The sequence below is a fragment of the Bradyrhizobium sp. genome (assembly GCF_030646015.1).
In the GTDB taxonomy this organism is placed as follows: Bacteria; Pseudomonadota; Alphaproteobacteria; order Rhizobiales; family Xanthobacteraceae; genus Bradyrhizobium.
Window position 1 is genome coordinate 1 of record NZ_JAUSLT010000181.1, and the last position, 23,805, is coordinate 23,805.

At 64.6% G+C, this 23,805-nt stretch carries 22 protein-coding genes and 1 pseudogene; 9 read left to right on the forward strand and 14 right to left on the reverse strand.

The features are described 5' to 3' along the window. Nucleotides 1-1,005 (reverse strand): GGDEF domain-containing protein (locus Q7T45_RS26275; RefSeq protein WP_304874842.1); only part of this gene is annotated, 1,005 nt, incomplete at its 3' end. 272 nt (nt 1,006-1,277) lie between these two features. Between Q7T45_RS26275 and Q7T45_RS26280 the strand changes: the two genes are divergently transcribed. After that, a complete protein-coding gene (locus Q7T45_RS26280) occupies nt 1,278-1,571 on the forward strand; it encodes a hypothetical protein (protein WP_304874844.1) in 294 nt (97 codons plus the stop codon). Nucleotides 1,572-1,580: 9 nt separating this feature from the next. Here the strand turns inward: Q7T45_RS26280 and Q7T45_RS26285 are convergent, their stop codons facing one another. From Q7T45_RS26285 to mtgA, 3 genes are all read right to left on the reverse strand, one after another. Then, on the reverse strand, nt 1,581-2,195 hold the full coding sequence (locus tag Q7T45_RS26285) for a hypothetical protein (protein ID WP_304874846.1): 615 nt from the start codon (nt 2,193-2,195) through the stop codon (nt 1,581-1,583). A 269-nt stretch (nt 2,196-2,464) separates the two neighbouring features. Next, a complete protein-coding gene (gene rpmF / locus Q7T45_RS26290; protein ID WP_027540899.1) occupies nt 2,465-2,650 on the reverse strand; it encodes a 50S ribosomal protein L32 in 186 nt (61 codons plus the stop codon). Between the two features lie 140 nt (nt 2,651-2,790). Continuing rightward, entirely contained in the window at nt 2,791-3,489 is a 699-nt protein-coding gene (mtgA, locus tag Q7T45_RS26295; protein WP_370691366.1) for a monofunctional biosynthetic peptidoglycan transglycosylase, read from the reverse strand. Between the two features lie 161 nt (nt 3,490-3,650). Here mtgA and Q7T45_RS26300 point away from each other — a divergent pair, with 161 nt between their 5' ends. Continuing rightward, the gene (locus Q7T45_RS26300; RefSeq protein ID WP_304874850.1) at nt 3,651-4,577 is read left to right on the forward strand and encodes a polyprenyl synthetase family protein; all 927 of its coding nucleotides are present in this window, start codon (nt 3,651-3,653) and stop codon (nt 4,575-4,577) included. Between the two features lie 52 nt (nt 4,578-4,629). Further along, a complete protein-coding gene (locus Q7T45_RS26305) occupies nt 4,630-5,268 on the forward strand; it encodes a DUF1345 domain-containing protein (protein WP_304874852.1) in 639 nt (212 codons plus the stop codon). A gap of 126 nt (nt 5,269-5,394) precedes the next feature. Here Q7T45_RS26305 and Q7T45_RS26310 read toward each other — a convergent pair whose 3' ends face one another. Both Q7T45_RS26310 and Q7T45_RS29090 read right to left on the reverse strand, forming a co-directional pair. Then, nucleotides 5,395-7,167, reverse strand: coding sequence for a caspase family protein (locus Q7T45_RS26310; RefSeq protein ID WP_304874879.1), 1,773 nt, complete (start codon nt 7,165-7,167; stop codon nt 5,395-5,397). A gap of 227 nt (nt 7,168-7,394) precedes the next feature. After that, nucleotides 7,395-7,847 (reverse strand): DUF6429 family protein, encoded by a 453-nt coding sequence (locus Q7T45_RS29090; RefSeq protein WP_370691367.1) that lies wholly within the window; start codon nt 7,845-7,847, stop codon nt 7,395-7,397. Between the two features lie 204 nt (nt 7,848-8,051). Between Q7T45_RS29090 and Q7T45_RS26320 the strand changes: the two genes are divergently transcribed. After that, on the forward strand, nt 8,052-8,426 hold the full coding sequence (locus Q7T45_RS26320; RefSeq protein ID WP_304874854.1) for a nuclear transport factor 2 family protein: 375 nt from the start codon (nt 8,052-8,054) through the stop codon (nt 8,424-8,426). A 7-nt stretch (nt 8,427-8,433) separates the two neighbouring features. On the opposite strand, the gene Q7T45_RS26325 is transcribed toward Q7T45_RS26320, so the two are convergent. Continuing rightward, nucleotides 8,434-9,801: an NAD(P)/FAD-dependent oxidoreductase gene (locus tag Q7T45_RS26325; RefSeq protein WP_304874856.1), complete on the reverse strand. Its 1,368-nt coding sequence runs from the start codon at nt 9,799-9,801 to the stop codon at nt 8,434-8,436. 193 nt (nt 9,802-9,994) lie between these two features. On the opposite strand from Q7T45_RS26325, the gene Q7T45_RS26330 reads away from it, so the two are divergent. Continuing rightward, nucleotides 9,995-11,602 carry a Na+/H+ antiporter gene (locus Q7T45_RS26330; RefSeq protein ID WP_304874858.1) on the forward strand — a complete coding sequence of 536 codons (1,608 nt, stop codon included), beginning with the start codon at nt 9,995-9,997 and terminating at the stop codon, nt 11,600-11,602. Between the two features lie 152 nt (nt 11,603-11,754). Here the strand turns inward: Q7T45_RS26330 and Q7T45_RS26335 are convergent, their stop codons facing one another. The 3 genes from Q7T45_RS26335 to ispG form a co-directional block, all read right to left on the reverse strand. Continuing rightward, the gene (locus Q7T45_RS26335) at nt 11,755-13,092 is read right to left on the reverse strand and encodes a Rieske 2Fe-2S domain-containing protein (protein ID WP_304874859.1); all 1,338 of its coding nucleotides are present in this window, start codon (nt 13,090-13,092) and stop codon (nt 11,755-11,757) included. Between the two features lie 217 nt (nt 13,093-13,309). Then, complete coding sequence (locus Q7T45_RS26340) at nt 13,310-14,191, reverse strand: TauD/TfdA family dioxygenase (protein WP_304874860.1); 882 nt, start codon at nt 14,189-14,191, stop codon at nt 13,310-13,312. 143 nt (nt 14,192-14,334) lie between these two features. Then, nucleotides 14,335-15,618, reverse strand: coding sequence for a flavodoxin-dependent (E)-4-hydroxy-3-methylbut-2-enyl-diphosphate synthase (gene ispG, locus Q7T45_RS26345; RefSeq protein WP_304874862.1), 1,284 nt, complete (start codon nt 15,616-15,618; stop codon nt 14,335-14,337). Between the two features lie 268 nt (nt 15,619-15,886). On the opposite strand from ispG, the gene Q7T45_RS26350 reads away from it, so the two are divergent. Then, nucleotides 15,887-16,762 carry a sulfurtransferase gene (locus Q7T45_RS26350; RefSeq protein ID WP_304874864.1) on the forward strand — a complete coding sequence of 292 codons (876 nt, stop codon included), beginning with the start codon at nt 15,887-15,889 and terminating at the stop codon, nt 16,760-16,762. A gap of 164 nt (nt 16,763-16,926) precedes the next feature. Here the strand turns inward: Q7T45_RS26350 and Q7T45_RS26355 are convergent, their stop codons facing one another. Then, nucleotides 16,927-17,874, reverse strand: coding sequence for a DMT family transporter (locus Q7T45_RS26355; RefSeq protein WP_304874866.1), 948 nt, complete (start codon nt 17,872-17,874; stop codon nt 16,927-16,929). 33 nt (nt 17,875-17,907) lie between these two features. Then, nucleotides 17,908-18,399 carry a Fur family transcriptional regulator gene (locus Q7T45_RS26360; protein ID WP_304874868.1) on the reverse strand — a complete coding sequence of 164 codons (492 nt, stop codon included), beginning with the start codon at nt 18,397-18,399 and terminating at the stop codon, nt 17,908-17,910. A 239-nt stretch (nt 18,400-18,638) separates the two neighbouring features. On the opposite strand from Q7T45_RS26360, the gene Q7T45_RS26365 reads away from it, so the two are divergent. From Q7T45_RS26365 to Q7T45_RS26375, 3 genes are read left to right on the forward strand one after another with little or no spacing between them, the layout of a single operon-like run. Continuing rightward, a complete protein-coding gene (locus tag Q7T45_RS26365) occupies nt 18,639-19,118 on the forward strand; it encodes a MarR family winged helix-turn-helix transcriptional regulator (RefSeq protein ID WP_304874870.1) in 480 nt (159 codons plus the stop codon). After that, nucleotides 19,111-20,274, forward strand: a complete 1,164-nt coding sequence (locus Q7T45_RS26370; RefSeq protein ID WP_304874872.1) for an HlyD family secretion protein — start codon at nt 19,111-19,113, stop codon at nt 20,272-20,274. Before Q7T45_RS26365 ends, Q7T45_RS26370 begins: the two co-directional genes overlap by 8 nt. A 6-nt stretch (nt 20,275-20,280) precedes the next feature. Then, a complete protein-coding gene (locus tag Q7T45_RS26375; protein WP_304874874.1) occupies nt 20,281-21,840 on the forward strand; it encodes an MDR family MFS transporter in 1,560 nt (519 codons plus the stop codon). Nucleotides 21,841-22,041: 201 nt separating this feature from the next. Here Q7T45_RS26375 and Q7T45_RS26380 read toward each other — a convergent pair whose 3' ends face one another. Both Q7T45_RS26380 and Q7T45_RS26385 read right to left on the reverse strand, forming a co-directional pair. Next, complete coding sequence (locus Q7T45_RS26380; RefSeq protein WP_304874876.1) at nt 22,042-23,475, reverse strand: 1-acyl-sn-glycerol-3-phosphate acyltransferase; 1,434 nt, start codon at nt 23,473-23,475, stop codon at nt 22,042-22,044. Nucleotides 23,476-23,588: 113 nt separating this feature from the next. After that, nucleotides 23,589-23,805: pseudogene (locus Q7T45_RS26385) on the reverse strand (hypothetical protein); the annotation flags it as partial.

Below are 23,805 nucleotides of genomic sequence, written 5' to 3' on the forward strand. Positions count from 1 at the left end.
GACCACCGGCTCGAACGCCATCACGATGCGGCGCTCGTACAGCGCGGTGACGATCTCGTCGGTGACGCGGATATAGACGCGGCGCTGGGCGTCGCGCTCGACATTCGGGCGCCACACCGAAAACGATCCGGAGCGGCGGCGCTTGGCGCTATCGAGCGTTTCATGGGCGCGGTTGATCGCCTCGTCGGTGCTGCGCGCATAGCGCGGCACGCTGACCGCGCCGATCGACGCGGTGACCGATACGGGTCCGGATTTGGTCGGCACCACCTCGTCGCGAACGCCGGCCAGGAACCGCTCGGCGGCGACATTCATGTCGTCGACGGTGCAGTTCTTCAGGATCAATCCGAATTTGTTGCCGGAGAACCGGCCGAGCACGTCGCCGCCGCGCAGCCGTGTCCGAATGCGTCTGGCCACTTCCGAAATCACCGCGTCCGCGACATCGAAGCCGAAGGCATCGTTGATGCGCGCCAGATGATCGATGCCGATCAGCATGAAGGCGCAGGAGGTGCGGAAGCGCGAGGCTTCCTCGATGGCCTCGGCCAGCGATCCCACCAGATGGGTGCGGTTGAGCTCGCCGGTCAGCGGGTCGTTGCGCGACAGCTTCAGCAGCTGCTCGTCGCGGGCGTGGGCCTCGTTGTTGATTCGAACGATGCCCTGGGCGCGCGCCGGCCTGCCGTCGGGGCCGGCGAACCAGCAGCCGGTCTCCTCGATCCAGAGCACCGGCGCCGAGGTAGAGGTGCGCACGCCATACTCGATCCGGTACGGCACGTCGTCGCCGCCGCGCGCCGGTGGCGAATGGCCGAGCGCGTCGGAACGGACGCCGCGCGCCGGCTCGATCAGCTTGGAGAATTCAGCGCCGCTGGCCAGCGACTCCGCCGGAATATCCGGAAAGACCTGACTCAAATGATCGCTCCAGAGCATCGCGTCGGTGGCGATGTCCCACACGAAGGCGGCCTGGCCGAGCGAAGCGAGGATGGTCGAAGCTTTCGGAAGGTCGGATGTCACAAGCGCCTCGTTTCGGGACACGGAGGGGTGATTCTCTGTTTCTAGGATAGTGCCTGTTTTGCTCCCGACCAGCGCGTATTCCGCAAAAGTGAGGCCGATGCGCCGATCCTGACCGGAAAATGCCCGGTGCTGCGTCCGTCAATGATTTGGAAACCATGGCGCGCGGTCGCCGGGAACAAAGCGGCGGGCAGCGGTATGAGACTTGCGAAGCGAAAGTCGGAAAAGGGCGTCACGTCCCAAAATGTGACAGTTCAACCGGATTTCGATTTACGATGTCAGAAAGAGGTCGGCCAGAGCAGGCGGTAGATGGCGGCGGCTTTGCCGGCGTCAGGCCGGCTTGCGTCGCGCTGGTGCCGGTGGCGCAGCCTACCGAATGGACAGGCAGAGCCCACCAGCCGCCCTCGCGGCCCGCCTCGACCTTTATCGCCCAATTGCTCGCAACCGCCGAGCAGGCCCCGCAAACCCGTTGCCTGCGCCGGGCCACGGTTGCCGACGCGCAGACCGCTTACGGCGCCAACCGGCACCAGGCCCGCGCAGCCGGGACCCGGACCCGGCAAAGCATCTGAACCTGAGAGTTAGCGCGGCCTGTCCGGCGACGGCTGCGAACCGTCGCCCGGCTGCAGTCCGGGAGATGGCACCTCCGGCGAGGGCGCTGATGGCGTGACCTCGGGATGCACGATTTTCGGCTCCGCGCGATCCAGCGGCACGGCTTCGGCGGTAGGCGCCGAAGGAGCCGGCGTGGACACCGGTTCGAACTGGGATTCGGACTGAGCCGCCGCGGCCTTCCGCGCATCCCGCTGCGACATGGCAGGAGCCGCCTGCGCGCCGCGCCGCCGGCGCAGCGCAATGCCCGACAGGAAGTCCACCAGTGCCAGCAGCGTCAGCAGGAAAAAGGTCGAGGTGCCGAACTGCGGCAGCAACACGAACTCCGCGGCCGCGCCGCCAAACACCAGCAGCGAAAGCAGATGGTCCGTGAGATATTTCGCGCCGGGGCGCGCGCCCTTGATGACCTCGCACAGCAACATCAGGATGCCGAGCGTCAGCAGGCCATCGGTCAGCGTCACCGGCCAGCCGGTGCCCGAGGGCAGCGGCAACGTAAAGAGCGGCGCGGCGAACGACACGTCGCGCATCAGGAAGGCGATGATGTTGTAGATGGCGAGCGGAATCAGAAGAAGCGGAAAACCGATCATCGACGGCGAGGCCTTCTTTTCAGAGCGAGCCGTCCAGCTCGCAAGGAACCGTCCTATCTCACTCGTTGGCCGAATTCAGGCCGACGCTGCTGATTCCGTGGGTCCCGGCTCTGCGGCGCATCGTGAAGGACGCTGCGCCGCGTCCGGGACACGAGATTCATTTCCGGCGTTCCCCGGACGCTGCGCAGCGCGAAGCGGTGCGCTGCAGATCCGGGGTCCAGATGCCGGGCGACGCTGCCAATCGAATGCAGCAAAACCGCCTGAAGCGATCAGGATTCCTTCTTGGCCTTCAGGACCTGGCGGCCCTTGTACATGCCGGTCTTCAGATCGAGGTGGTGCGGGCGGCGCAATTCGCCGGAATCCTTGTCCTCGGCATAGGTCGGCTTCTTGAGCGCGTCCGCCGAGCGGCGCATGCCACGCCGCGAGGGCGATGTTTTTCTGCGGGGAACGGCCATGTCGGTATCCTCTAGGGTGTTGCGGAGGCATCGTCCGTGCGGACGCCCGGCGCAGTGAAGCGCGGGCTGAAATGCCGATAAGGCCGCGCTTATAGAGGATGGAATGCCCCAAAGCTAGGTTCAAAATACGCCCAAATGGCTCAAAAAGCGCGATTTTCTCGCCAGCAGCGCTGTAACGCCGTGGCCTGCGCCCGGACCATATAGGTCCCGGCCAGGCGGCGAACCCCAGGACCCGGATTGCGGGCGCTGCGCTTGATGGGATTGGGCAGGATCGCCGCCAAAAGGGCGGCTTCCCGGGGCGCCAACGTGGAGGCGGAGCGGCCGAAGGCGTAGGTAGCCCCCGCTTCGGCGCCGAACTGGCCGGTTGGGCCCCATTCGGCGATGTTGAGATAGATTTCCAGGATTCGCTGCTTTGGCAGCACCAGATCGATCCAGATCGCCAGCGGTATCTCCAGGCCCTTGCGGATCACGCTGCGGCCCGGCCACAGGAACAGGTTCTTCGCCAGCTGCTGGGTGATGGTCGAGCCGCCGCGCGCCACCTCGCCGTCCTCCGCGTCGTCGATCACGTCACGCAGCGCGTCCCAGTCGACGCCGTGGTGGCTGCAGAATTTGGCATCCTCGGAGGCCACCACCGAGCGCGGCAGCGCCGGCGAAATGGCAGCAAAATCGATCCATTGCCGCGATACCGGCGCACCCTTGAGCCAGCGCCAGGCCATCAGCGTCGAGACCGGATGGCCGACGCGATAGAACGGTGCCACCAGATACGGCAGCAACAGCACCGCCAGCACGATCAGCAGCAAATTTCGGGCAATGCGCAAATTGACGGATTTCTGGTTCAAGACAGCGGACGCAGGCCGGCGAAGCCGCCGGCTTGACGATATGTTCCTGATCGTCCGGCTTTTTCCAGCTCTTTTAAGGCGTGGCGAGCCGTTCGGCCGGAATTGACGAAGCCGGTGCCATCAACGATGGTCCGGCTCGAACCGATCTGGAGCTATTCTTGATGACGACCGGCACTGCACACTCCGACTTTGCAAAACGACTGGACCAGACCGCGGAAGACACCGAGGCGCTGCTGGCGAAGCTTTTGTCCGACACGCTTCTGCCCGACGAGATCGCGCGGCCGAAACGGCTGATGGACGCCATGCGCTATTCCAGCCTCGGCGGCGGCAAACGCCTGCGGCCGTTCCTGGTGGTCGAGAGTTCCGCCGTGTTCGGGGTGCCGCGCGAGGCCGCGCTGCTGGCCGGCGCCGCGCTCGAATGCATCCACTGTTATTCGCTGATCCATGACGACCTGCCCGCCATGGACAACAGCGACCTGCGCCGCGGCCGGCCGACGCTGCACAAGCAGACCGACGACGCCACCGCGATCCTGGCCGGCGACGCGCTGCTGACGCTGGCCTTCGACATCATCACCCGCGACGAGATCCACAACGACGCGACGGTGCGGCTGAAACTGACGCGCGCGCTGGCGCGGGCATCGGGAATCGGCGGCATGGTCGGTGGCCAGATGCTCGACCTCGCCGGCGAGGGCCGGTTCGGCGACCGCGAGCCGGTCGACGTGGCGCGGCTGCAGCAGATGAAGACCGGCGCGCTGTTGCGCTATGGCTGCATCGCCGGCGCCATCCTCGGCCAGTCCTCGCAGGCGCAATACCAGGCGCTCGACGATTACGGCCGCGCGCTCGGCGAGGCGTTCCAGATCGCCGACGATCTGCTCGACGTCGAGGGCGACGCGGCCGCACTCGGCAAGCAGACCGGACAGGACGCCGCACTGGGCAAGACCACTTTCGTCACCCAGCTCGGCATCGACGGCGCCAAGCAGCGCGTGCGCGATCTGCTGGCCACGGCCGATTCCGCACTCTCGATCTTCGGCGCCAAAGGCGACGTGCTGCGCGCGACGTCGCGGTTTGTCGCCGAACGCAAGAACTGACGTGCCGGCGGCCGGGAAAGAGCTCGATGAGGCTGTTGCCCGACTAAAGAGGATGCCGGCGCCGGTCCGCGTGGTCTATGCGCGGCCGCGCACCTTCGTCTCGATCGGGATCGGCACGGTCTGCTTCTTCCTGCTGCCGGACTCGCTTCGGCTGGTGACACGGCTCCTGATCGGCTGGGATATTTTTGCTTCGCTCTATCTGGCGCTCGCTTACGCCATGATGTTTCGCTGCGATCACAGCCACATCCGCCGCAATGCGATCCTCGAGGATGACGGCCGCTTCCTGATGCTGCTGGTGACGGCGCTGGGCGCGTTCGCCAGCATCGGCGCGATCGTGTTCGAACTCGGCTCATCGCACCGCGGCGCCTACGAGCTGACCCTGGCGGTGGTGACGATCGTGCTGTCATGGGCGGCGGTGCATACCACCTTCGCGCTGCATTACGCCCATGATTATTACCGCGGCGCCAAGCCCGGCGGCCTGCAATTCCCCAGCGGCGACAAATCAGACCCCGCCGACTATTGGGACTTTGTGTATTTCTCGTTCGTGATCGGGATGACGGCGCAGGTCTCCGACGTCGGCATCACCGACAGGATCATCCGCCGCACCGCCACCGTGCACGGTATCATCTCGTTCGTGTTCAACACCGCGCTGGTCGCGCTGATGGTCAATATTGCGGCGAGTGCGATCTAGATTTGCAATGTCATTTCGGGGCGATGCGAAGCATCGAACCCGGAATCTCGAGATTCCGGGTTCGCGCTGAAGCGCGCCCCGGAATGACGTCCATCTGCTTGCCGCCAGGGCCGAGACGACCTCTGGTTACGGGCACACGCCCGACATGATGGCGCTGTAGCCGTTGCAACCCCGTTCGCGTTCGATGCCGGTAAGCGGCTGGCCTCTCGTTCCTATGCCCGGCCCCGTCCGCGTCTGAGAACGTCCGGCAAGGGCTTGGGCTTGCGGAACCTGTCTTGCTTCCGGAGCCTGCCTTGGTTCCGGCCTGTCGCGCCTGACGACCGGCTGCTTCCCGCGGCGCTTCTCGCACTCATTGTCGTCATTGAGGAACGAGCCGCTGGCGCAGGTGATCCTGGTGCAACGGTCGCCATCGGCCTTGTAGCCGTGCTCGCAGACCATCGGGCAGACCCGCGCCGTCTTCAGCTTGATCGTGTCGAGCGCGTCGGTCGAGGCCAGCCTGGTGTCGAATTTGGTCTTGGCATAGCGGTTGAACAGCGTCAGCGAGCGCTGCGACGCCGTGTTCCAGTTGCCGTCGGCGTCCGCGCTGAGGCAACCGACGCGGCGCAATTCGGCCTGCACGGATTTGGTGAGATCGGCCTGCGGCGGCCCGGCGTTCAGCGCGGCCAGGCTCGTTCCCTTGTCGGCACTCTTATCGAGTTGGGCCTTCTCCGCCGTGGACGGAACGCCCGCGGGCTGTTCGGTGGCGGCGCGGCTGCGCTCGGCCTCGACGACCTTGTCCTGGGCGACCTGCTTGGCTTTTTCGGCGGCGATACGGGCCTGCTCCGCCGCTTTCGCGTCGGCATCCGCCTTGGCCTGCTGGCTCTTCTGGGCGCCCTCGGCAGCAAGCCGCGCCCGCTCCTGTTCGGCCAGCCGCGCCTTTTCGGTGGCGGCGACCCGGGCTTCCTCCGCGGCAAACTTGGTCAATTGGATCTTGGCGAGGCTGGCGTAGAAGCCGTCCGGATACTGCGCAAGGAACGCGTTCATGGCATCCTTATTGCCGATCTGCAGCGCCAGCTCATAGTCGCGGCGGGCTTCGGCCTGCGGACTGGGCGCAGGCGCCGTCGGCGCCGCCCTGGTGGGCGCCGGCACCAGCGGCACGTCTTCGCCGCCGAGCGAGCCATAGACAAACGGCTCCTGCCGGTTGCTGGTGGTCCTCAGCACGTCGTCGCGAACGAAGCCGAACGCACGGCGCACATCGAGCCCCGGCGTCGTCAGATGCTTCGACAGCGCCACCGTGAACGGGCTGTTCTTGCCGTCGCCATCCGCCGCGGTCGATCCGGCCTTGGCCGAATAGGCGATCAGCATGTTCGGGCTGTTCGGCTCGACCTTGGCCAATCCCTGCCCGATCGCGCGCGACGCGACGGTTCGTTTCATGTTTTTCGAGAACGGATTGTCGCGGCAGGCATCGAGGATCACCAGCCGCAGCTTCTTGGCGGGTTCGATCGCCAGCAGCACGCGGTCCAGCGAAAGGGCTTCGTCGTAGACGTCGGTATCGCGTTCCAGCTTCGCATCCACCGGAATCAGATAATTCGCACCGTCCACCTCGATGCCATGGCCGGCGTAATAGACCACGGCGATATCGGCATCGCGGGCGCGGTCGGCGAAATCGCGCAGCGTGCGGCGCGTTTCGGCCGCCGGCAGATCCTGGCGCGAATCGACGACGTCGAAGCCGGCATTCCTGAGGGTCGCGGCGATCACGGCGCCGTCATTGACCGGGTTGGGAAGCTTCGCCACGTTCTGGTACGCCGCATTGCCGAGCACCAGCGCCACGCGTTTTTCGGCCCATGCCGGCTGGCACACCAGCAGAAGTGCCGCGGCGAGCAGGAACCGGTACAATTTTAGCGATCCAGATGCATTCATCATGACACTTCTCGCGACGTAGCCGTTCTTGACTGTAGCCTGCCTACCAGAACCCCGCAGCGGGGCTTGTGAGCCAGGTCACGTTCGAAATCCGCTCCGATCGACGACACTATTCGCCAGAGGGCACAGACAGGAACTGGAACTCCTTGTCATTAGTGCCGCCAAGGCCACATCGGTTCGCTGTTTTTCGATCACGTTTCTCTTTACCCTCCCCTGGAGGGTGAACGCTAACCTGCCTTCCGTTCGACGTGTACCCACCGGCTGCTGACAGCCACGGGATCGCTGCTGGCCCTCACTTCGACCTTGTACTGCTCGATCTCGGCTTCGTTCACGTCAGCATCGCTCATGGCGTAGCTCACCCGGCGCAGGATCGGCCAAAGCTGACCGGTCAAATCCGACAGATCGACCTTGATATGGGGGTACTTCGATGCCCCGGTGTTCAATTGTCCCACGGCTTGTCTTGTGAACATCGTCCCGAACAATTGCTTGGAACGCTGCAACCCGTCGTCGGTCAATGTCACCGATTGCGACGTGCCGGCAGGATCATCGATCATTCCTTTTTGGTACAGCCGGCCCAATGCATCCGGATCGAAGCCCCTACCAGCCCGGTTCTGATCGTGAAGGGTCAGATGGAGCAGCGCCAAAACGGCGTCATCGATCCGGTCCGTGTCAATCGTCATCGCAATATCTCCCGCAAGCCATGCAACTCCGCAATCCTTACCCGGAACGTAAGCGTCTTGCCACGTTCTCCGGCAGGAATTTCTTCATTCGACTTTTCCGATTGCACCACACATCTGCGTCAAAACCGCACGTCATCCGTAGCGCAATCGATCCGTTCGTGGCTTAATCAAATCCAGAACAATTCCACTCAAGGGAGCCTCAACGTGAGCCATGACCGTTCCACCGTCGAAGCCGTCGTCCAGCATTATTTCGACGCGCTGTATGAAGGCGATGCCAACAAGCTCGGCGAGGTCTTCCACCCCTCTGCCGACCTGCGCTGGGTGGAGAAGGGTGCGCTGCAGGTCCTCACCGTGCCCGACTGGCTCGATCGCGTCAGCAAGCGTCCCTCCGGAAAGGCCGAAGGCAAGGCGCGCGAGGATTTCATCGTCACGATCGATCGCTCGGACGACTCCACCGCCTTCATCAAGGTACGCTGCCAGTTGCCGCCGCGCTATTTTACGGACTATCTGGTGGCGATGAAGCTGGCAGACGGCTGGAAGATCGTCTCCAAGTCCTACCGCTACGATCTGCGCGAGTGAGGCGCGCCTAACCCGGCGTTGCCGCCTGGGATATCGTTTCATTGCCGCGCGGGCGCCTGAAAAGATTTCCCCTGATCACCCGCATCACGACGGCGGGGTGCAACAGTCGCGCCGGCGGCGCTTCCAGATTGGCCACTTTCAGGAACGCCTTCGCCAGCACGGCGTCGTGTCGCGCCGCCATGTGCAGCTTGCCGATATACCAGTTGATGAACCGCACCTTGGGCGGGCGCGGCCCCTGCACCTGCGGGTGGCGCAGGTCGTTGCCGACGGCGATATCCCACGGCGTATCGATCGCCCCCTTGGCCGCATGGAAGAAACGCCGCGCCAGATCGGCGTCGCCGTCGCGAAGGCAGGCCTGCAACAGCGTGGCTTCCTGGGCCGCCACCGTCATGCCCTGGCCGTACACCGGGTTGAAGCTGCACAGCGCGTCGCCGAACACCAGATAGCCCCGGGGGAACCGGGTCATCCGCTCGTAACGGCGCCGCAGATTGGCCGGATAGCGGTAGCTGACGAAATCGCTCAGCGGCTCGGCATGCGCGACGATGTCGTGAATGTCGGATGTCGGCAGTGAGCCGGCATAAGCCGCGAACATCTGGGGGTCGTCGGGCGCATGGTCGCCGAAATAGCCGCCGATCGAAACGATCCAGCGGTCTTCGGTCTGATACAGGATGGTGCCGTTGCGCCAGTTCGGGCCGCTGCCGGCGACCACGACCGCGACCTTGCCACCGAGATCCGTTGGGCGCCGGCGATAGACACGCGTGGTGTATCCGATCCCGATCTCGATCCTTTCCTCCTCGGGCCGCGCATAACCAAGATTCTCGAACCATGCCGGGCTCGACGAACCGCGCCCGCTGGCGTCGACCACCAGATCCGCCGTGACATTCTGTTCCACGCCGTTGCCGATCCGGACGCGGACGCCCTTGATGACAGTGCCGCCGTCATCCGCGACCAGCCCCTGCACCGCGCAGTTTTCGATCGCTCTGATATTGGGCAGCGCCAGCAGCCGGCGCCGGACGTGGCCCTCCAGCACCGGACGGGAAGCCAATAGCCCGATCAGGTCGCTCGGCGCCGATTTGATCGTCACGCCGTAGCCGATCCAGCTCACGTCCTGGACGATATCGCCCCGGGCGCCGCCGCCGGCGACGACCTCATCGGTCCAACCGGGAAAGAAGGCCTCGATCACGCTGCGGCCGCGCGCCAGCAGGCCGTGGGCGTGACGCCCCTGCGGCACGCCCTTGCGGGGGACGTCGGTCAGCGGAAGCGTATCGCGCTCCAGCACCGTGACTTCTGCATAGAAATCCGCCAGCGCCCGCGCGGCCAACAGGCCGCCCATGCTTGCGCCGATCACCACCGCATGCTGACCGATCTGTTTCATGTGATGCTCCCGCGCTGAACCCTCTGCATCTGCAGGGATTCCGGTGGTACGGGGCTGGAAGCGAACCGGTTCTGCGGAATGACGGATGCTCCGGTCACAAATTTGTCAGCCGCCTTCGTGAAACCGGACGGGCTCCGGGCCGTGCATTGACCTCGCGCCGCTTCCGGGCGAATTGAGGGAACGGGGATTTCACGTGGAAGCCGAATTCCAGATCTTTCTGATACTGCTCGCGGTACTGGCGGGCACCGCCCTGTTGGCGCGGCGGGTCAACATTGCGCCGGCCATCCTGCTGCTGCTGGCCGGCGTCGCACTGGCCTTCGTGCCGGGCATGCCGACGCTGGAATTGCCGCCGGAGCTGGTGCTGCTGGTGGTATTGCCGCCGCTGATCTATTCGGCCAGCGTCGCCATGAGCTGGCGCGAATTCAGATCCAATCTGCGTCCCATCATCCTGCTGTCGGTCGGCTGCGTGATCTTCACCGCCTGCGCGGTCGCCACCGCGACGCATTTTCTGATCGGGCTGCCGTGGAACGTCGGCTTCCTGCTCGGCGCCATCGTGGCACCTCCCGATGTGGTGGCGCCGCTGGCGATCGCCCGCAAGCTCGGGCTGCCGCGCCGGATCCTCGTCATCCTCGAGGGCGAGGGCCTCGCCAACGACGCCACCGCGCTGATCCTGTACCGCTTCGCGGTGGCGGCGATTTCGACCGGGATGTTCTCGCTGCCGAAAGCGACCGGCACCTTCGCCGTCATCATTGTCGCCGAACTGCTGTTCGGCGCCGCCATCGGCTGGCTCTCCCTGCGGATGCGGCATCGCGCGCGGGATCCGCAGGTCGAGATCACGCTGTCGCTGCTGACGCCCTATATCGCCTTCTGGATCCCGCACCATTTCGGCGGCTCCGGCGTGATCGCCACGGTGGCCTGCGGGCTCTATATCAGCTGGAACGGCCCGCTGCTGATCTCCTCGGCAACACGGCTGCAGGGCATCTTCTTCTGGGACCTCGTGATCTATCTGATCGAGGGGCTGCTGTTCCTGCTGACCGGATTCCAGATGCGGCTGCTGTTCGAGAAATCGAAGGCGTTTCCGCTGGACGACATCCTGATCGCGACCGCGCTGGTGGCCGCGATCATCATTATCGCCCGCTTCGCCTGGGTCTATCCCGCCACCTATCTGCCGCGGCTGTTGAGCCGGCGGCTGCGGGCGCGCGATCCGTCGCCGTCGTGGCGCACCACCTTCGTGATCGCCTTCACCGGCGTGCGCGGCGCGGTGTCGCTGGCCGCGGCGCTGGCGCTGCCGCTCGCGCTCCCCAATGGTGACGGCTTTCCGTATCGCGACCTGATCCTGTTCGTGTCGTTCGGCGTCATCTTCATCACACTGGTCGGACTGGGGCTCGGGCTGCCGCTTGTCGTGAAGTGGCTCGGCATCGCGGACGCCGGCCGCGACGAACATCGCGCGGACCATGAGGCGGAAATCGCCGCCCGGCGCGAGGCCCTCGGCGCGGCCCTGGCGTCGCTCGATGCCATGACCGACGACCGTGAATTATCCGACGAAGTGGTCAAACTGCTGCGCGCGCGGCACGAGATCCGTACCAGCCAGTTGCCGGATTCGCTCGATCCAGATCTGTACGATGCCTCGGCCGATGGCACCGACCTGACGCGGGAGCTGATCGGAGCGGAGCGGAAATTCATCCACGTCCTGCTGCGCGACGGCAAGATCACCGACGAGACAAGGCGGCGGATCGAACGCGATCTCGATCTGGAGGAAGCGAGCCTGGCCAATCGGGAATATCGCAGGGTGCAGATGTAGGATCTCTCTCCACGAGTCGTCCCCGCGAACGCGGGGACCCATACGCCGTGCACTCTCGATGATACACAGACCGCAGACACCTACTACGAAAACTACCGCCGCGGATTATGGGTCCCGGCGTTCGCCGGGACGACCCGTTTAAGCAGGGTGCCTCATTCCGCCGCCGCGGTCCGCGGCCGCCCGACATATCCGGCCGCATCGCCAAAGCGCTCGACCATGACGGCGGGCAGGTCCTTGGCCTTGCTGGTGACGCAGGCGCCGGAGCGCACGGCGTAGCGGTCCTGATGCGCCAGCTGCGCGGGCGGCGTGCCCTGCTGCAGCGCGCGGGCCTGCTCCATCACCAGCTTACGGAAATGCATGATGCCGAGATCGGTCGGCCCGAGATGCTCGCGGGTGCGGTCGGCGATCGGACCCTGGCTGTCCTGCACCGCGGCGTCCTGTTCGGAGACGCCCTTGATGCCGGTGTAGCTGCTGGTCTTCTGCAGCTTGCGGTCGATCAGATAATCGTTCGATTTGTTCCTCAGCGGGATGTAGTTTTCGTCGACCTCGGAGATTACGCCATTGCCGCGGTCATAGGCGTCGCGTTCGGCCTGCGTGATCGGGCGCTCCGGATTCCAGGCATAGGTGAAGATCCAGCAATTGGTGTCGGTCACCGGCACGAAACTCTGCCCAAAGATGTTTTCGCCCGGCATCGCGCTCGGCGCATAGGCATGCACCGGCATCAGGAACTGGGCGATGCGCCAGTAGATATTGTCGGTGCCGGTGAGACGGCCGCCGCCGATGGTCAGCCCGGCCTCATGCGGAATGATCTTGATCACCGGCCGCGGATCCTCGGCGATCCAGCGCATGTGGTCGGTGGCGACCCGTGTCAGAGGATTCACAAAGTGCTTCTTGATGTCGAGGATTTCGTTCTCCTCCTTCTCGAAGCTTAAGTGCGCGAAGGTGAAATGCGCGGTGTCGATCGAGCCTTCCAGCGCCTGCACCCAGTTGCAGTCCTGCCATTTCTTCGAGACGTAGCGGTGCGAGGCCGGCACCAGCGCCATTTCCATATCCGGCAATTCGGGGACCGCATCCGCCGGGCCCATATAGGCCCAGATCATGTCGCCCCATTCACGCACCGGATAGGACTTGATGCGGATCAGGTCCTTGGCATTGAGATCGGGATACGAGGTCGGCATGTCGACGCAGCGGCCGTCGGTGTCGAACTTCCAGCCGTGGTAGACGCAGCGAATACCGCATTCCTCGTTGCGGCCCAGCCAGAGATTGGCGCCGCGGTGCGGACAATACTGGTCGATGATTCCGACCACGCCGCGCGAATCGCGAAAGGCCAGAAGCTCCTCGCCCATCACCGTGATCTTCTTCGGGGTGCCGTCGGCGTCAGGCAATTCCTCGGACAGCAGCACCGGGAGCCAGAAGCGGCGCAGCAATTCGCCCATCGGCGTGCCGGCGTCGCTTTCAGTCAGGAATTTGTTGTCCTCGGCGCGGAGCATGGGGCGGCCTCCGGGGTGTTACTTTTGGCCAAGCTTGGCGCAGGTATCGTGAGGCGTCAACGCGCTTGGTGATAGCCTCTCAACTGTCGTCCCTGCGAACGCAGGGACCCATAATCCCGGTCGTCTGTTGTTGCAGAAGGTATCTCACACCGGCTTTTCATTGATGGGCCGCGGCGTATGGGTCCCTGCGTTCGCAGGGACGACGGATGAGAGACGTCTATACCGGCCGTTCGCCCTTCACCGTCACCCGCGTGCCGGAACGGGTGTGCGGCCAGTAGTCCCACATCGCGCGGTGCTGGGCGCAGCGGTTGTCCCAGAAGGCGATGGCGTTTTGGGTCCAGCGAAAGCGGCACTGGAACAGCGGATTTTCGCAGTGCTGGTAGAGATAGGCCAGCATGGCGTCGCTCTCGTCGCGGGGAATGCCAATGATGTGTTTTGTAAATCCGCGATTGACGTAGAGCGCTTTCTTGCCCGTCACCGGATGGGTGCGCACCACGGGATGCTCGGCGCTGGGATAGGCCGGCCGGTCGGCGACGCCGTAATTGGCGTAGAGGCCGCGATAGGTGGATTCGCCGTCATGCAGCGCGGTGAGGCCGTCGAGATAGGTCTTCATGCGGTCCGACAGCGATTCATACGCCGCATACATATTGGCGAACAGCGTGTCGCCGCCGCGCGGCGGACACTGTTTGATATAGAGGATCGATCCCATCGGCGGCTCGACGTCGCAGGACACGTCGCTGTGCCAGCCCTCGCCATTGGCGCGTGGTGAATCCTTGTCGGCATAGATCTTCATCAGCGCGGGATCGTCGCCCTCATGGGGCGCTGCGGGATGAATGTGCAGCTCCCCGAATTTCCGGCCGAAGGCGAGATGCTGCTGCGGCGTGATGTGCTGATCGCGAAAGAAGATCACGAGATTTTCGGCGAGCGCGCGGTGGATCTCGTCCATGGTCCGGTTGGAGAGCGAGCCTGCGAGATCGACGCCGGATATTTCCGCGCCGATGATCGGGGTGAGTTTTTCGACGCTTATGGTTTCGTAGGGGGCCTCTTCGCCTGACGTGTGCCGATAGCGCGGGCCTTGTTTGCTGGACAGCGAAGACATGGGGCGATCTCCGGCTTTTCTTGATTGGCTGGCATCGTAGCCCGGATGGAGCGAAGCGCAATCCGGGAACAGTCGTGCCACTTGAGAGAAAGCCCCCGGATTTCGCTTGCGCTCCATCCGGGCTACGGGGGCCTGAAGGTGCCCTACTCCGCCGCGGTCACCGGCACGTTCGCGCCCGCGCCATAGCGCTGGTCGATATAGTCGATCACCATCGCCTTGAATTCGGTGGCGATGTTGGGGCCGCGCAAGGTGCGGAATTTCTTGCCGTCGACGAAGACGGGGGCGGCCGGGGTTTCGCCGGTGCCGGGCAGCGAGATGCCGATATCGGCATGCTTGGATTCGCCGGGGCCGTTGACGATGCAGCCCATGATCGCGACGTTGAGCGATTCGACGCCGGGATAGCGGCTCTTCCAGCTCGGCATTTCCTCGCGGATGAAATCCTGGATCGAGCGCGCCAGTTCCTGGAAGGTGGTCGAGGTGGTGCGGCCGCAGCCCGGGCATGCCGCGACCAGCGGCACGAAGGTACGGAATCCCATGGTCTGCAGCAGCTCCTGCGCGACCTGGACTTCGAGCGTGCGGTCGCCGCCGGGCTCGGGCGTTAGCGAAATCCGGATAGTATCGCCGATGCCCTGCTGCAGCAGGATGCCGAGCGCGGCCGACGAGGCGACGATGCCCTTGGAGCCCATGCCGGCCTCGGTGAGCCCGAGATGGATGGCGTAATCGGAACGTTCGGCCAGCGTTTCGTAGACCGCGATCAGGTCCTGCACCGCAGAAACCTTGGCCGACAGGATCATGCGGTTCTTCGGCAGGCCGATTTCCTCGGCGCGCGCGGCCGACAACAGCGCCGACTGCACCATGGCCTCGCGGGTCACCGCGCGGACGTCCTTCGGCGCCGGCAGCAGCGCGTTTTCGTCCATCAGTTTTGTGAGTAGTTCCTGATCCAGCGAACCCCAGTTGGCGCCGATCCGCACCGTCTTGTTGTACTTCAGCGCCATCTCGACGATGTCGGTGAACTGGGTGTCGCGCTTGGCCTTGAAACCGACATTGCCGGGATTGATGCGGTATTTGTCGAGCGCCTCGGCGCAGGCGGGATGATCGGCCAGCAGCTTGTGGCCGATGTAATGGAAGTCGCCGATCAGCGGCGTGGTGATGCCGAGCTTGCGCAGGCCGTCGCGGATATGCGGCACGGCGGCGGCGGCTTCGTCGCGATCGACGGTGATGCGCACCATTTCCGAGCCCGCGCGCGACAGCGCCGCGACCTGCGCGATAGTGCCCTGGATATCGGCGGTGTCGGTGTTGGTCATCGACTGCACCACGATCGGCGCGCCGCCACCGACGGCGACATTGCCGACCATGACCTGGGTGGTTTTATGCCGGGGGCTGGGGCCGGCGATGTCGTCGTCGGTAAGTTTTTCGGGCTTGTTCATGGGGTCTCGAATATCAGGTTTTGGTGACATTCACCAAGGGGCCAGTGGCAGATGCCGGCGCGCTCTTTTGGGTCGGATTATTTCTCTTTTGGTTCAATGGCTTATTCGGCCAATCCGGCGGAAAACGTGGCTTCGGTGCCGCGCCGGCCCTTAGCAGCTATATCGGGCCGGAATCCGGGGATTAAAGGGCAAACCCCGGAGGGAGGCTGCCTTTTCAGCTCTTGCCTGCTGCCCTAGCATGACCGGAACTTTGCCGGGAGCAACAGTAATGCCGCAGCGTGACGGATTGATTACCACGGCGGAACTCGCCGGAATCCTCGATCATCCCGATCTCCGGCTGTTCGATTGCACCACCTATCTCGAATATCAGCCGGAAGGCTCCGGCGTTCCCTATATCGCGGTGCCGGGACGGCACACTTTCGAGGCCGGGCATATTCCGGGCGCGGATTTTCTCGACCTGCAGGGCGAATTCTCGAAAGCCAATATCGAGCTGCATTTCATGATGCCGGCCACCGCCCAGCTCGAGGCAGCCTTCGGCCGTCATGGGGTCGGCGCGCATAGCCGCGTGGTGCTGTACTCGATCGGCACCGCGATGTGGGCGACGCGGTTCTGGTGGATGCTGAAGTCGCTCGGCTATGACAATGTCGCGGTGCTGGACGGCGGGCTCGACGCCTGGAAGGCCGAGGGCCGCGCGGTCGAGACCGGCCCGGCGAAAGGCTATCCGCCGGCGACCTTCATGGCCAAACCGCGCGCGGGCTATTTCGTCGACAAGCACGAGACGTTGCAAGCCAGCAGCGACCGCGACACCGTCGTCGTCAACGCGCTCAACGCGCAACTGTACAAGGGCCTGGATCCGAGCCGCTACGGCCGGCCGGGACGGATTCCCGGCAGCGTCAACGTGTCGGCGGCGACCTTGATCGATCCGGAAACGAAAACGTTCCTGCCGCTGGCGGACGCGGAGACCAAATTCGCAGCACAAGGCGTGACAAAAGACAAGCGCGTGGTCGCCTATTGCGGCGGCGGCATCTCCGCCACCATCGACCTGTTTTTGCTGCACCGGCTCGGCTACGAAAATCTCACGCTGTACGACGCCTCGATGGGCGAATGGGCGAAGGATGAATCGCTGCCGATCGAGACGGGGTAACTCGCACACCCACTGCTGTCATCGCCCGGCCCCGACCGGGCGACCCAGTATTCCAGAGACGCCAGCGATTGAGCCGAGAAGCCGCAGCGTACTGGATCGCCCGGTCAAGAGCCGGGCGACGACAATCTTTTCCAATCTTTATTGCAGCGGCCTCGGCGGCCCCATCACGCCGGCACGTTCGGATCCGGCACCACCTTCGGCCCGGATACCTCGGGCCGGTTCACCAGATAGAGTCCCGCGATCACCAGCAGCGCCGCGACCCCGAATGTGATCGTCAGCGTGTCGTTGAGGATAAAGTAACTGGCGACCACGCCGAACAGGGGCGTGATGAAGGTGAAGGCGGACAGCTTGCTGGCGGAATAGGTCTTGATCAGCGCGAACCACAGCAGGAACGTCAGTCCGACCACCCAGAATGCCTGGTAGGCCAGCAGCGAGACCGACAGCAGACTGGGCATATGGGTCAGCCGTTCGCCGGAGATCCACGCCGCGAAACCGAGGATCGGGATCGACATCGCCACCTGGTAGCCGAGGCCCTTTTCCGCCGGCGCCTTCAGCAGCGAGGTCGCCTTCACCAGCAGCGTGGTGGCCGCCCACAGCGCGCCGCCGGCGACGATCAGGAGATCGCCGAGCAGCACGTCGGCATCGACATTGGCCTGCGGCACGCCGATTGCCAGCGCCACACCGGCAAAGCTCAGGGCGAGGCCGCCCCATTGCGACGCGCGCAGCCGCTCGCCGAGAAACGAATAGGAGCCGAGCGCCACGAAGAACGGCGCGGTGTAGAGAAACACCACCGCGCGTGATGCCGAGGTCAGCAGCAGGCCGCGATAGATCAGCACGAACTCGACGCCGAAAATGATGCCGGCACACAGGCCCGGCCACAGCGTGCCGTCGCGCTGGAAGAATTTGACACCGCGCCACCAGCCGATCAGCAGCAGCACCGGCAAGGCGCCGACCGAGCGCACCAGCGCCTGCATCATCGGCGGCACGTCCGGCAGCACCAGTTTTACCGCGATCTGATTGAACCCCCAGCTCAGGCACAACATCAGCATCAGCGCGATGGCGCCGGCGCTGAGCGGACGCCCGGCCGATGGCTGCATTTGATCTGACGACATTCATCCTCGCGACCGGCTTGGCGCCGTTTCTTATTATGCGGCCTTCTGGCAGTGCGCGCAGGTGCCGGTGATTTCGACGACGGACAGTTTTGGCGCGAAGCCGGAGGCGCGCGCCGCGGCGTTGAGGCTTTGGGCTACGGGTGCCGCCGGCATTTCGCCGACCGAACCGCAGCGCTCGCAGATCAGGAACGCCACCATCGCGGTCGCGTCATGGTCGTGCGCGCAGGCCAGGAAGGCGTTGCGGCTTTCGATGCGGTGGACTAGGCCGTTCTCCATCAGGAAATCGAGCGCCCGGTATACCGTGATCGGCGCCGGCCGCGGCATCGACTTTGCCAACTCGTCGATCACCTCATAGGCGCCGAGCGGGCGGTGGCTGGACAACAGCGCCTGCAACACCTGGCGGCGGATCGGGGTGAATTTCTGCGCCTTGAGCTTGCAGACCTGCTCGGCATGCAGAATCCCGTCCGCGGTGCAGCGGTCGTGATCGTGATCGGGCGCGGGGAAGGTCGGCTTGGCCAGGGTCATGACGGCCCATGATGTAACGCGGATGAACCTGATGGTCCATGTTTCGCGATCCGGCCGATTGCACCGCAATATCTGGGCTTTTTTAGCGCACGGAGCTGAATTGCCGGTCCAAGCGGCATTCCGGGGCCGAGCCATGTGCTGCCCGCGGAGCAGCTCTCTGCTGCTGGCCGGTTCTTAATTAACTTGAAAAGTCCGATTGATGAGCTAGCTTATAATATCGTTTGCTTACGGAGATACCCATGCCCGGTTCCGTGGATATGAACTTCCTGTTCACGCTGGGCGAAGTGCAGCGGATGATGCGCGCCTATGCCGACAAGCAGGCGGCGCGCTACGGCATCACCCGCGCGCAATGGGCAGTGCTGGCCAAGGTGGAACGCACCGAGGGGCTCAAGCAGTCGGAGCTTGCCGAACAGATGGAAATGCAGCCGATCACGCTGACGCGGCTGATCGACAGGCTGTGCGACGCCGGCTGGATCGAGCGGCGCAGCGACGCCAGCGACCGCCGCGTCAACCGGCTCTATCTGAAGAAGGCCGCGCGCCCGCTGCTCGGCAAGCTCGGCGGGCTGCGCTCCGAACTGACCGCGACCGCGCTCGAAGGCATCAATCCGGCCGACGCCCACCGGCTGCTGGGGCAGCTCGAGGCGATCAAGGAAAACGTCCGCAACGCGATCCAGAACCCGGCCGGCGCACCGCTCAACAAGGAGCAGCGAATTGGCTGATCCAGTCCTCAAATTTCCGCCGGAGCAGAAGGGCGAGCCGCCCATCAAACCCCGGACCAGGATCGCCGCGGAGCCGCGCCGCCGCCTGATGGCGGGCATGCGACGCTACCGCCGCTTTCTGCTGCTGGTGGTGCTGCCGCTGGTGGCGCTGGTGGCCGGCATTACCTTCTATCTCAACGGCGGCCGCTACGTGACCACCGACGACGCCTATGTCGGCGCCCAGAAGGTGCTGATCACGCCGGATGTTTCCGGCAAGATCATCAGCGTCACCGTGAAGGAAGGCCAGCAGGTCACCACCGGCGACGTCCTGTTCCAGATCGATCCGGTGCCGTTCCAGCTGGCGCTGGCGCAGGCGCGCGCCAAGCTCGAAGACGCCAGGACCAGCCACGCCAATCTCGTCGCCGACGTCAAGCTCTATGCGCAGACCATCGAACTGGTCAACGCCGGCATCGCGCTGAAGCAGAAGGACGTCGAGCGCAAGACTTCGCTGGTGAAGAGCAATGCCGGATCTCAGCTCGATCTCGACAACAGCGCCACCGCGTTGGTGACCGCGCAGGCGCAGCGGCAGCTCGTGACGCAGCGGCGGGCGAACGCCCTCAACCAGCTGCTCGGTGACCCCGATCTGCCGCTCGAACAATTTCCGGCCCATATGCAGGCCAAGGCCGTGCTCGACGACGCCCAGCGCAATCTCGATCTCTCGACCGTGCGCGCGCCGATGAACGGCACCGCGACCCAGGTCGAGCAGATCCAGCTCGGCCGCCATGTCATCGCAGGCAGCCCGGTGTTCTCGGTGATCGATACCTCGAACCCGTGGGTCGACGCCAATCCGAAGGAATCGGATTTCACCTATGTCGCGGTCGGCCAGTCCGTCACCCTCGACGTCGATGCCTTCCCCAACCATGTCTTCAAGGGCACGGTCGGCTCGCTCTCGCCCGGCACCGGCGCGCAATTTGCGATCCTGCCGCCGCAGAACGCCACCGGCAACTTCGTCAAGGTGGTGCAGCGGGTGCCGGTGCGGATCTATTTCGACAACAACGACGCCTTCGTCCGCAAGCTGAAGGCCGGCATGAGCGTCTACGCCACCATCGACACCAAGCACCGCCGTTCGCTCGCCAATCTGTTCGGCTCGCCGGCGGTGGCGGCGAAGGAGGACTGAGCGGCCATGCCGAATTCGGCCGCAGCCCCCGTTGCCGTTCCCGGCCTGCGCCGGACCATGGTGACGATCTGCGCGATGACGGCGACCATCATGCAGGCGCTGGACACCACCATCGCCAACGTCGCGCTGCCCTACATGCAGGGCACCCTGTCGACCTCGCAGGACCAGATCAACTGGGTGCTGACCTCCTACATCGTGGCGGCGGCGATCATGACCGCGCCGGTGGGCTGGATCGCCAACCGCTTCGGCCGCAAGCGGATTTTCATCATCTGCTCCGCCGGCTTCACGATCGCGTCGGTGCTGTGCGGCGCCGCCCAGGACATCTACCAGATGGTGCTGTTCCGCCTGCTGCAGGGCGTGTTCGGCGCAGCCCTGGTGCCGCTGTCGCAGGCGGTGATGCTCGACTCCTACGCGCTGCATGAGCGCGCCAAGGCGATGGCGATCTGGGGCATGGGCGTGATGATGGGCCCGATCATGGGGCCGTCGCTGGGCGCCTGGCTGACCGAGACCTATTCCTGGCACTGGGTGTTCCTGGTCAATTTGCCGTTCGGTATCTTCACCGTGCTCGGCCTGATGGTGTTCATGGACGAGACCGGGAAGAACCGCGAGCTGCGCTTCGACTGGTTCGGCTTCACCGCGCTTGCGATCGGGATCGGCAGCCTGCAGGTCGCGCTCGACCGCGGCGAGCAGCTCGGCTGGCTGAATTCCAGCGAGATCATCGCCGAGTTCATCGTCTCGGCCGTCGGGTTCTATTATTTCCTGGCGCATTCGCTGACGACGGAAAAGCCGTTCATCCAGTTCGCGCTGTTCCGCGACAAGAATTTCGTCGGCGGCTGCGTGTTCATGTCGGTGATGGGCGTGGTGCTGTTCTCGACCATGGCGCTGGCATCGCCGTTCCTGCAGAACGTGCTCGGTTATCCCATCATCACCGCCGGCCTGCTGCTGGCGAGCCGCGGCTTCGGTACCTTCGTCGCCATGATGATGGTCGGGCGGCTGATGCGTTATATCGAGGCGCGTACGCTGATCGTCACCGGCCTCGGCACGACCTGCGTGTCGCTGTTCTGGATGACGGCATGGACCGACCAGACCGGCGTCAACGAGATCCTGACGATCAGCATCTTCCAGGGTTTTGGCTTTGGCCTCGTCTTCGTGCCGCTCTCCACGGTGGCATTTTTGACGCTGCCCAATCATTTGCGCACCGACGGCACCTCGATGCTGACGCTGTTGCGCAACGTCGGCAGCTCGATCGGTATATCCCTGGTGATCTCGCAGCTCACCGAGGGTTCGCGGTGGAGCTACGCGGTGCTGTCGCAGCACGTCAATCCGTTCAACCACGCGATGCAGATGCCACAGGTGCGGGCCATGATCGACCTCGGCACCGACAAGGGCCGCGCCATGATGGACGCCATCGTCAAGCTGCAGGCGCAGGTCATCGCCTTCTCGCACGATTACCAGATGGTGATGATCTTCACGCTGTGCGCGATCCCGCTGACCATCATGATCGGATCGAGCAAGGCCACGCTGCGCAAGCAGTCGGTGGCGCCGGAACATGCGGTGATCGAGTAGCGGCCTTCTTCTCCCCTCCCTCCACGCGCTCTTGCGCGTGGCGGGGAGGGGTCGGGGGTGGGGGGTCTATCAGCGCACTCGCTGCGAGTAATCACCGCGTACTACTGGCAGCGAATTAGCGGAAGCACCCCCCACCCCCCGACCCCTCCCCACCGCTTCGCGGGGGGAGGGGAGAAGAAAGTAAACGCAGGCAGGTGGGCGTTATACCGCCGGCTCTGCGGCGCTCTCGAACAGATGCACGATGGCGTTGGCGTAGTATTTCAGCAGGATCAATTCGTCCGGGTTGGCGCGGTAGCTGCCGTCTTCCTCCAGCACCAGATGGCGCAGCGTCAGCATGCGCAAGCCCACTGCAATCGCGTAGTCGCGGTCGGCGCGCGGGATGTGGACGTAGGTGCCCTGGGCCTCCAGCACGCCGATCAGGCTCGATACAAGTTGCTTGATGTCGAGCAGAGAGAGCGGCTTGTCGCCGGCCTCCAGCATCGCGGTCGAGACCAGCGAAACCGGCAGCGCCGGGACCACCCGGCCGACGGCTTGCATCAGTCGGTTGCCGAGCCTTTCGGTCTCGGCATGGCGCGCCTCGGATGTCAGCAGGCGGAAATCGATGTTGGCCTCGGCGACATGCTGGCGCAGCGACACCGGCTCGCCGAAACTGACGCAGGTATAGCCGAAGCGATGCCACTCGCCGCGGATCGCCATCCCGATGTGGCGGAGGACGTGGCTCGCGAACACTTTTGCGTTGAAGCCGAACACCGGCTTTTTCCCCGGCTCGGTACTGGCGGCGGAGGTCAGCATGCGGTCCTCCAGCACACGGTCGTAATTGACCGCGACAGGGACGAACACCACGTCGCGCGGACCGAGCGGATCGAAACCCGAGACCATGTAGCTCAACAGCCCGAATTTCGGCGGGCGCAGCCGGCCGTCGCGGCTGAGACCGCCTTCCGGAAAAATCGCTTGCGTGACGCCCGCCGCCGTCGCCATGTGGACGTAGCGCGCCAGCACCTTGCGATAGAGCCCCTCACGGGAATCCCGGCTGATGAAATAGGCCCCCATCGACCGGATCAGGCCGCGCAGCCCCCAGACCTGCGCCCATTCACCCACGGCATAGCTCAGCGCCGACGAGGTCGCCGCGACATAGGTCACCAGCACGTAATCCATGTTGGAGCGATGGTTGATGACGAAGATGACCGAAGATCCGGGATCGACCTTGGCCAGCGCGTCGTCGTTGCGGTAGCCGATGCGGACGCGATAGAGCATCTGCGAGATGCTCCTGGCGATCCGCGTTCCCACCCGAAAATAGGCATAGGCGCTGAACGAGGGCACGATCTCCTCGGCATAGCGCTTTACCTTCTCCATCGCGACGTCGCGCGGCACGCCGGCTTCTTTTGCGTATTCGTCGGCCGCATGCAGCACTTCCGGATCGAACATCAGGCGGTCGATCAGCACCTGGCGCCTTGTCAGTTTGAACGGCTGGATGCGAAGCTTGAGGCGGGTGTTGAGCTCGTCGATGGCACGATTGGCGCGCCGCCGCAGCGCCCAGCGGACGCTCGGCATCAGGATGCGGTCGAGCACAGCCAGCGCCGCCAGCACGGTGACGAGGACGACGGCCCATAGCGGCAAGGTAACTTGCGAGCCCATATCACCCCCCATTTCGCCGCGTGCCACGGATCGGCGTCCGGCCACGGGCCTTTTGACCGAGGATACCATCGAAGGCGTCGCCCGGCCGCAAGAGGCTTTGTGGCTGTGCAGCCTTAAATTGACGCGGCCGGGATGGCTCCTTGAGCCATCCGCACCGGCCCGCCCGGCACGAAAGCGTCGAAGGCCGCCCAGAACTGCGCGCGATAGAGGTCGGCTTCCTGCAGGATTTCATGCCTGGCGCCCTCGATCGCCAGATGCGATCCCGCCGGCAGGCGCGCGGCAAAGTCCTTGACGGCTGCCGCCGATACCACGGTATCGGCACCCGCAGCC

Coding starts and splice junctions, on each gene's coding strand:
- Q7T45_RS26325 (WP_304874856.1), bottom strand. CDS start 9,801: ATGAAACAGATCGGTCAGCATGCGGTGGTGATCGGCGCAAGCATGGGC.
- ispG (WP_304874862.1), bottom strand. CDS start 15,618: ATGAACAAGCCCGAAAAACTTACCGACGACGACATCGCCGGCCCCAGC.
- Q7T45_RS26340 (WP_304874860.1), bottom strand. CDS start 14,191: ATGTCTTCGCTGTCCAGCAAACAAGGCCCGCGCTATCGGCACACGTCA.
- Q7T45_RS26335 (WP_304874859.1), bottom strand. CDS start 13,092: ATGCTCCGCGCCGAGGACAACAAATTCCTGACTGAAAGCGACGCCGGC.
- Q7T45_RS26280 (WP_304874844.1), top strand. CDS start 1,278: ATGTCAGAAAGAGGTCGGCCAGAGCAGGCGGTAGATGGCGGCGGCTTT.
- Q7T45_RS26355 (WP_304874866.1), bottom strand. CDS start 17,874: ATGTCGTCAGATCAAATGCAGCCATCGGCCGGGCGTCCGCTCAGCGCC.
- Q7T45_RS26375 (WP_304874874.1), top strand. CDS start 20,281: ATGCCGAATTCGGCCGCAGCCCCCGTTGCCGTTCCCGGCCTGCGCCGG.
- Q7T45_RS29090 (WP_370691367.1), bottom strand. CDS start 7,847: ATGACGATTGACACGGACCGGATCGATGACGCCGTTTTGGCGCTGCTC.
- Q7T45_RS26300 (WP_304874850.1), top strand. CDS start 3,651: ATGACGACCGGCACTGCACACTCCGACTTTGCAAAACGACTGGACCAG.
- Q7T45_RS26365 (WP_304874870.1), top strand. CDS start 18,639: ATGCCCGGTTCCGTGGATATGAACTTCCTGTTCACGCTGGGCGAAGTG.
- Q7T45_RS26305 (WP_304874852.1), top strand. CDS start 4,630: ATGCCGGCGCCGGTCCGCGTGGTCTATGCGCGGCCGCGCACCTTCGTC.
- rpmF (WP_027540899.1), bottom strand. CDS start 2,650: ATGGCCGTTCCCCGCAGAAAAACATCGCCCTCGCGGCGTGGCATGCGC.
- Q7T45_RS26310 (WP_304874879.1), bottom strand. CDS start 7,167: ATGAATGCATCTGGATCGCTAAAATTGTACCGGTTCCTGCTCGCCGCG.
- Q7T45_RS26285 (WP_304874846.1), bottom strand. CDS start 2,195: ATGATCGGTTTTCCGCTTCTTCTGATTCCGCTCGCCATCTACAACATC.
- Q7T45_RS26380 (WP_304874876.1), bottom strand. CDS start 23,475: ATGGGCTCGCAAGTTACCTTGCCGCTATGGGCCGTCGTCCTCGTCACC.
- Q7T45_RS26350 (WP_304874864.1), top strand. CDS start 15,887: ATGCCGCAGCGTGACGGATTGATTACCACGGCGGAACTCGCCGGAATC.
- Q7T45_RS26360 (WP_304874868.1), bottom strand. CDS start 18,399: ATGACCCTGGCCAAGCCGACCTTCCCCGCGCCCGATCACGATCACGAC.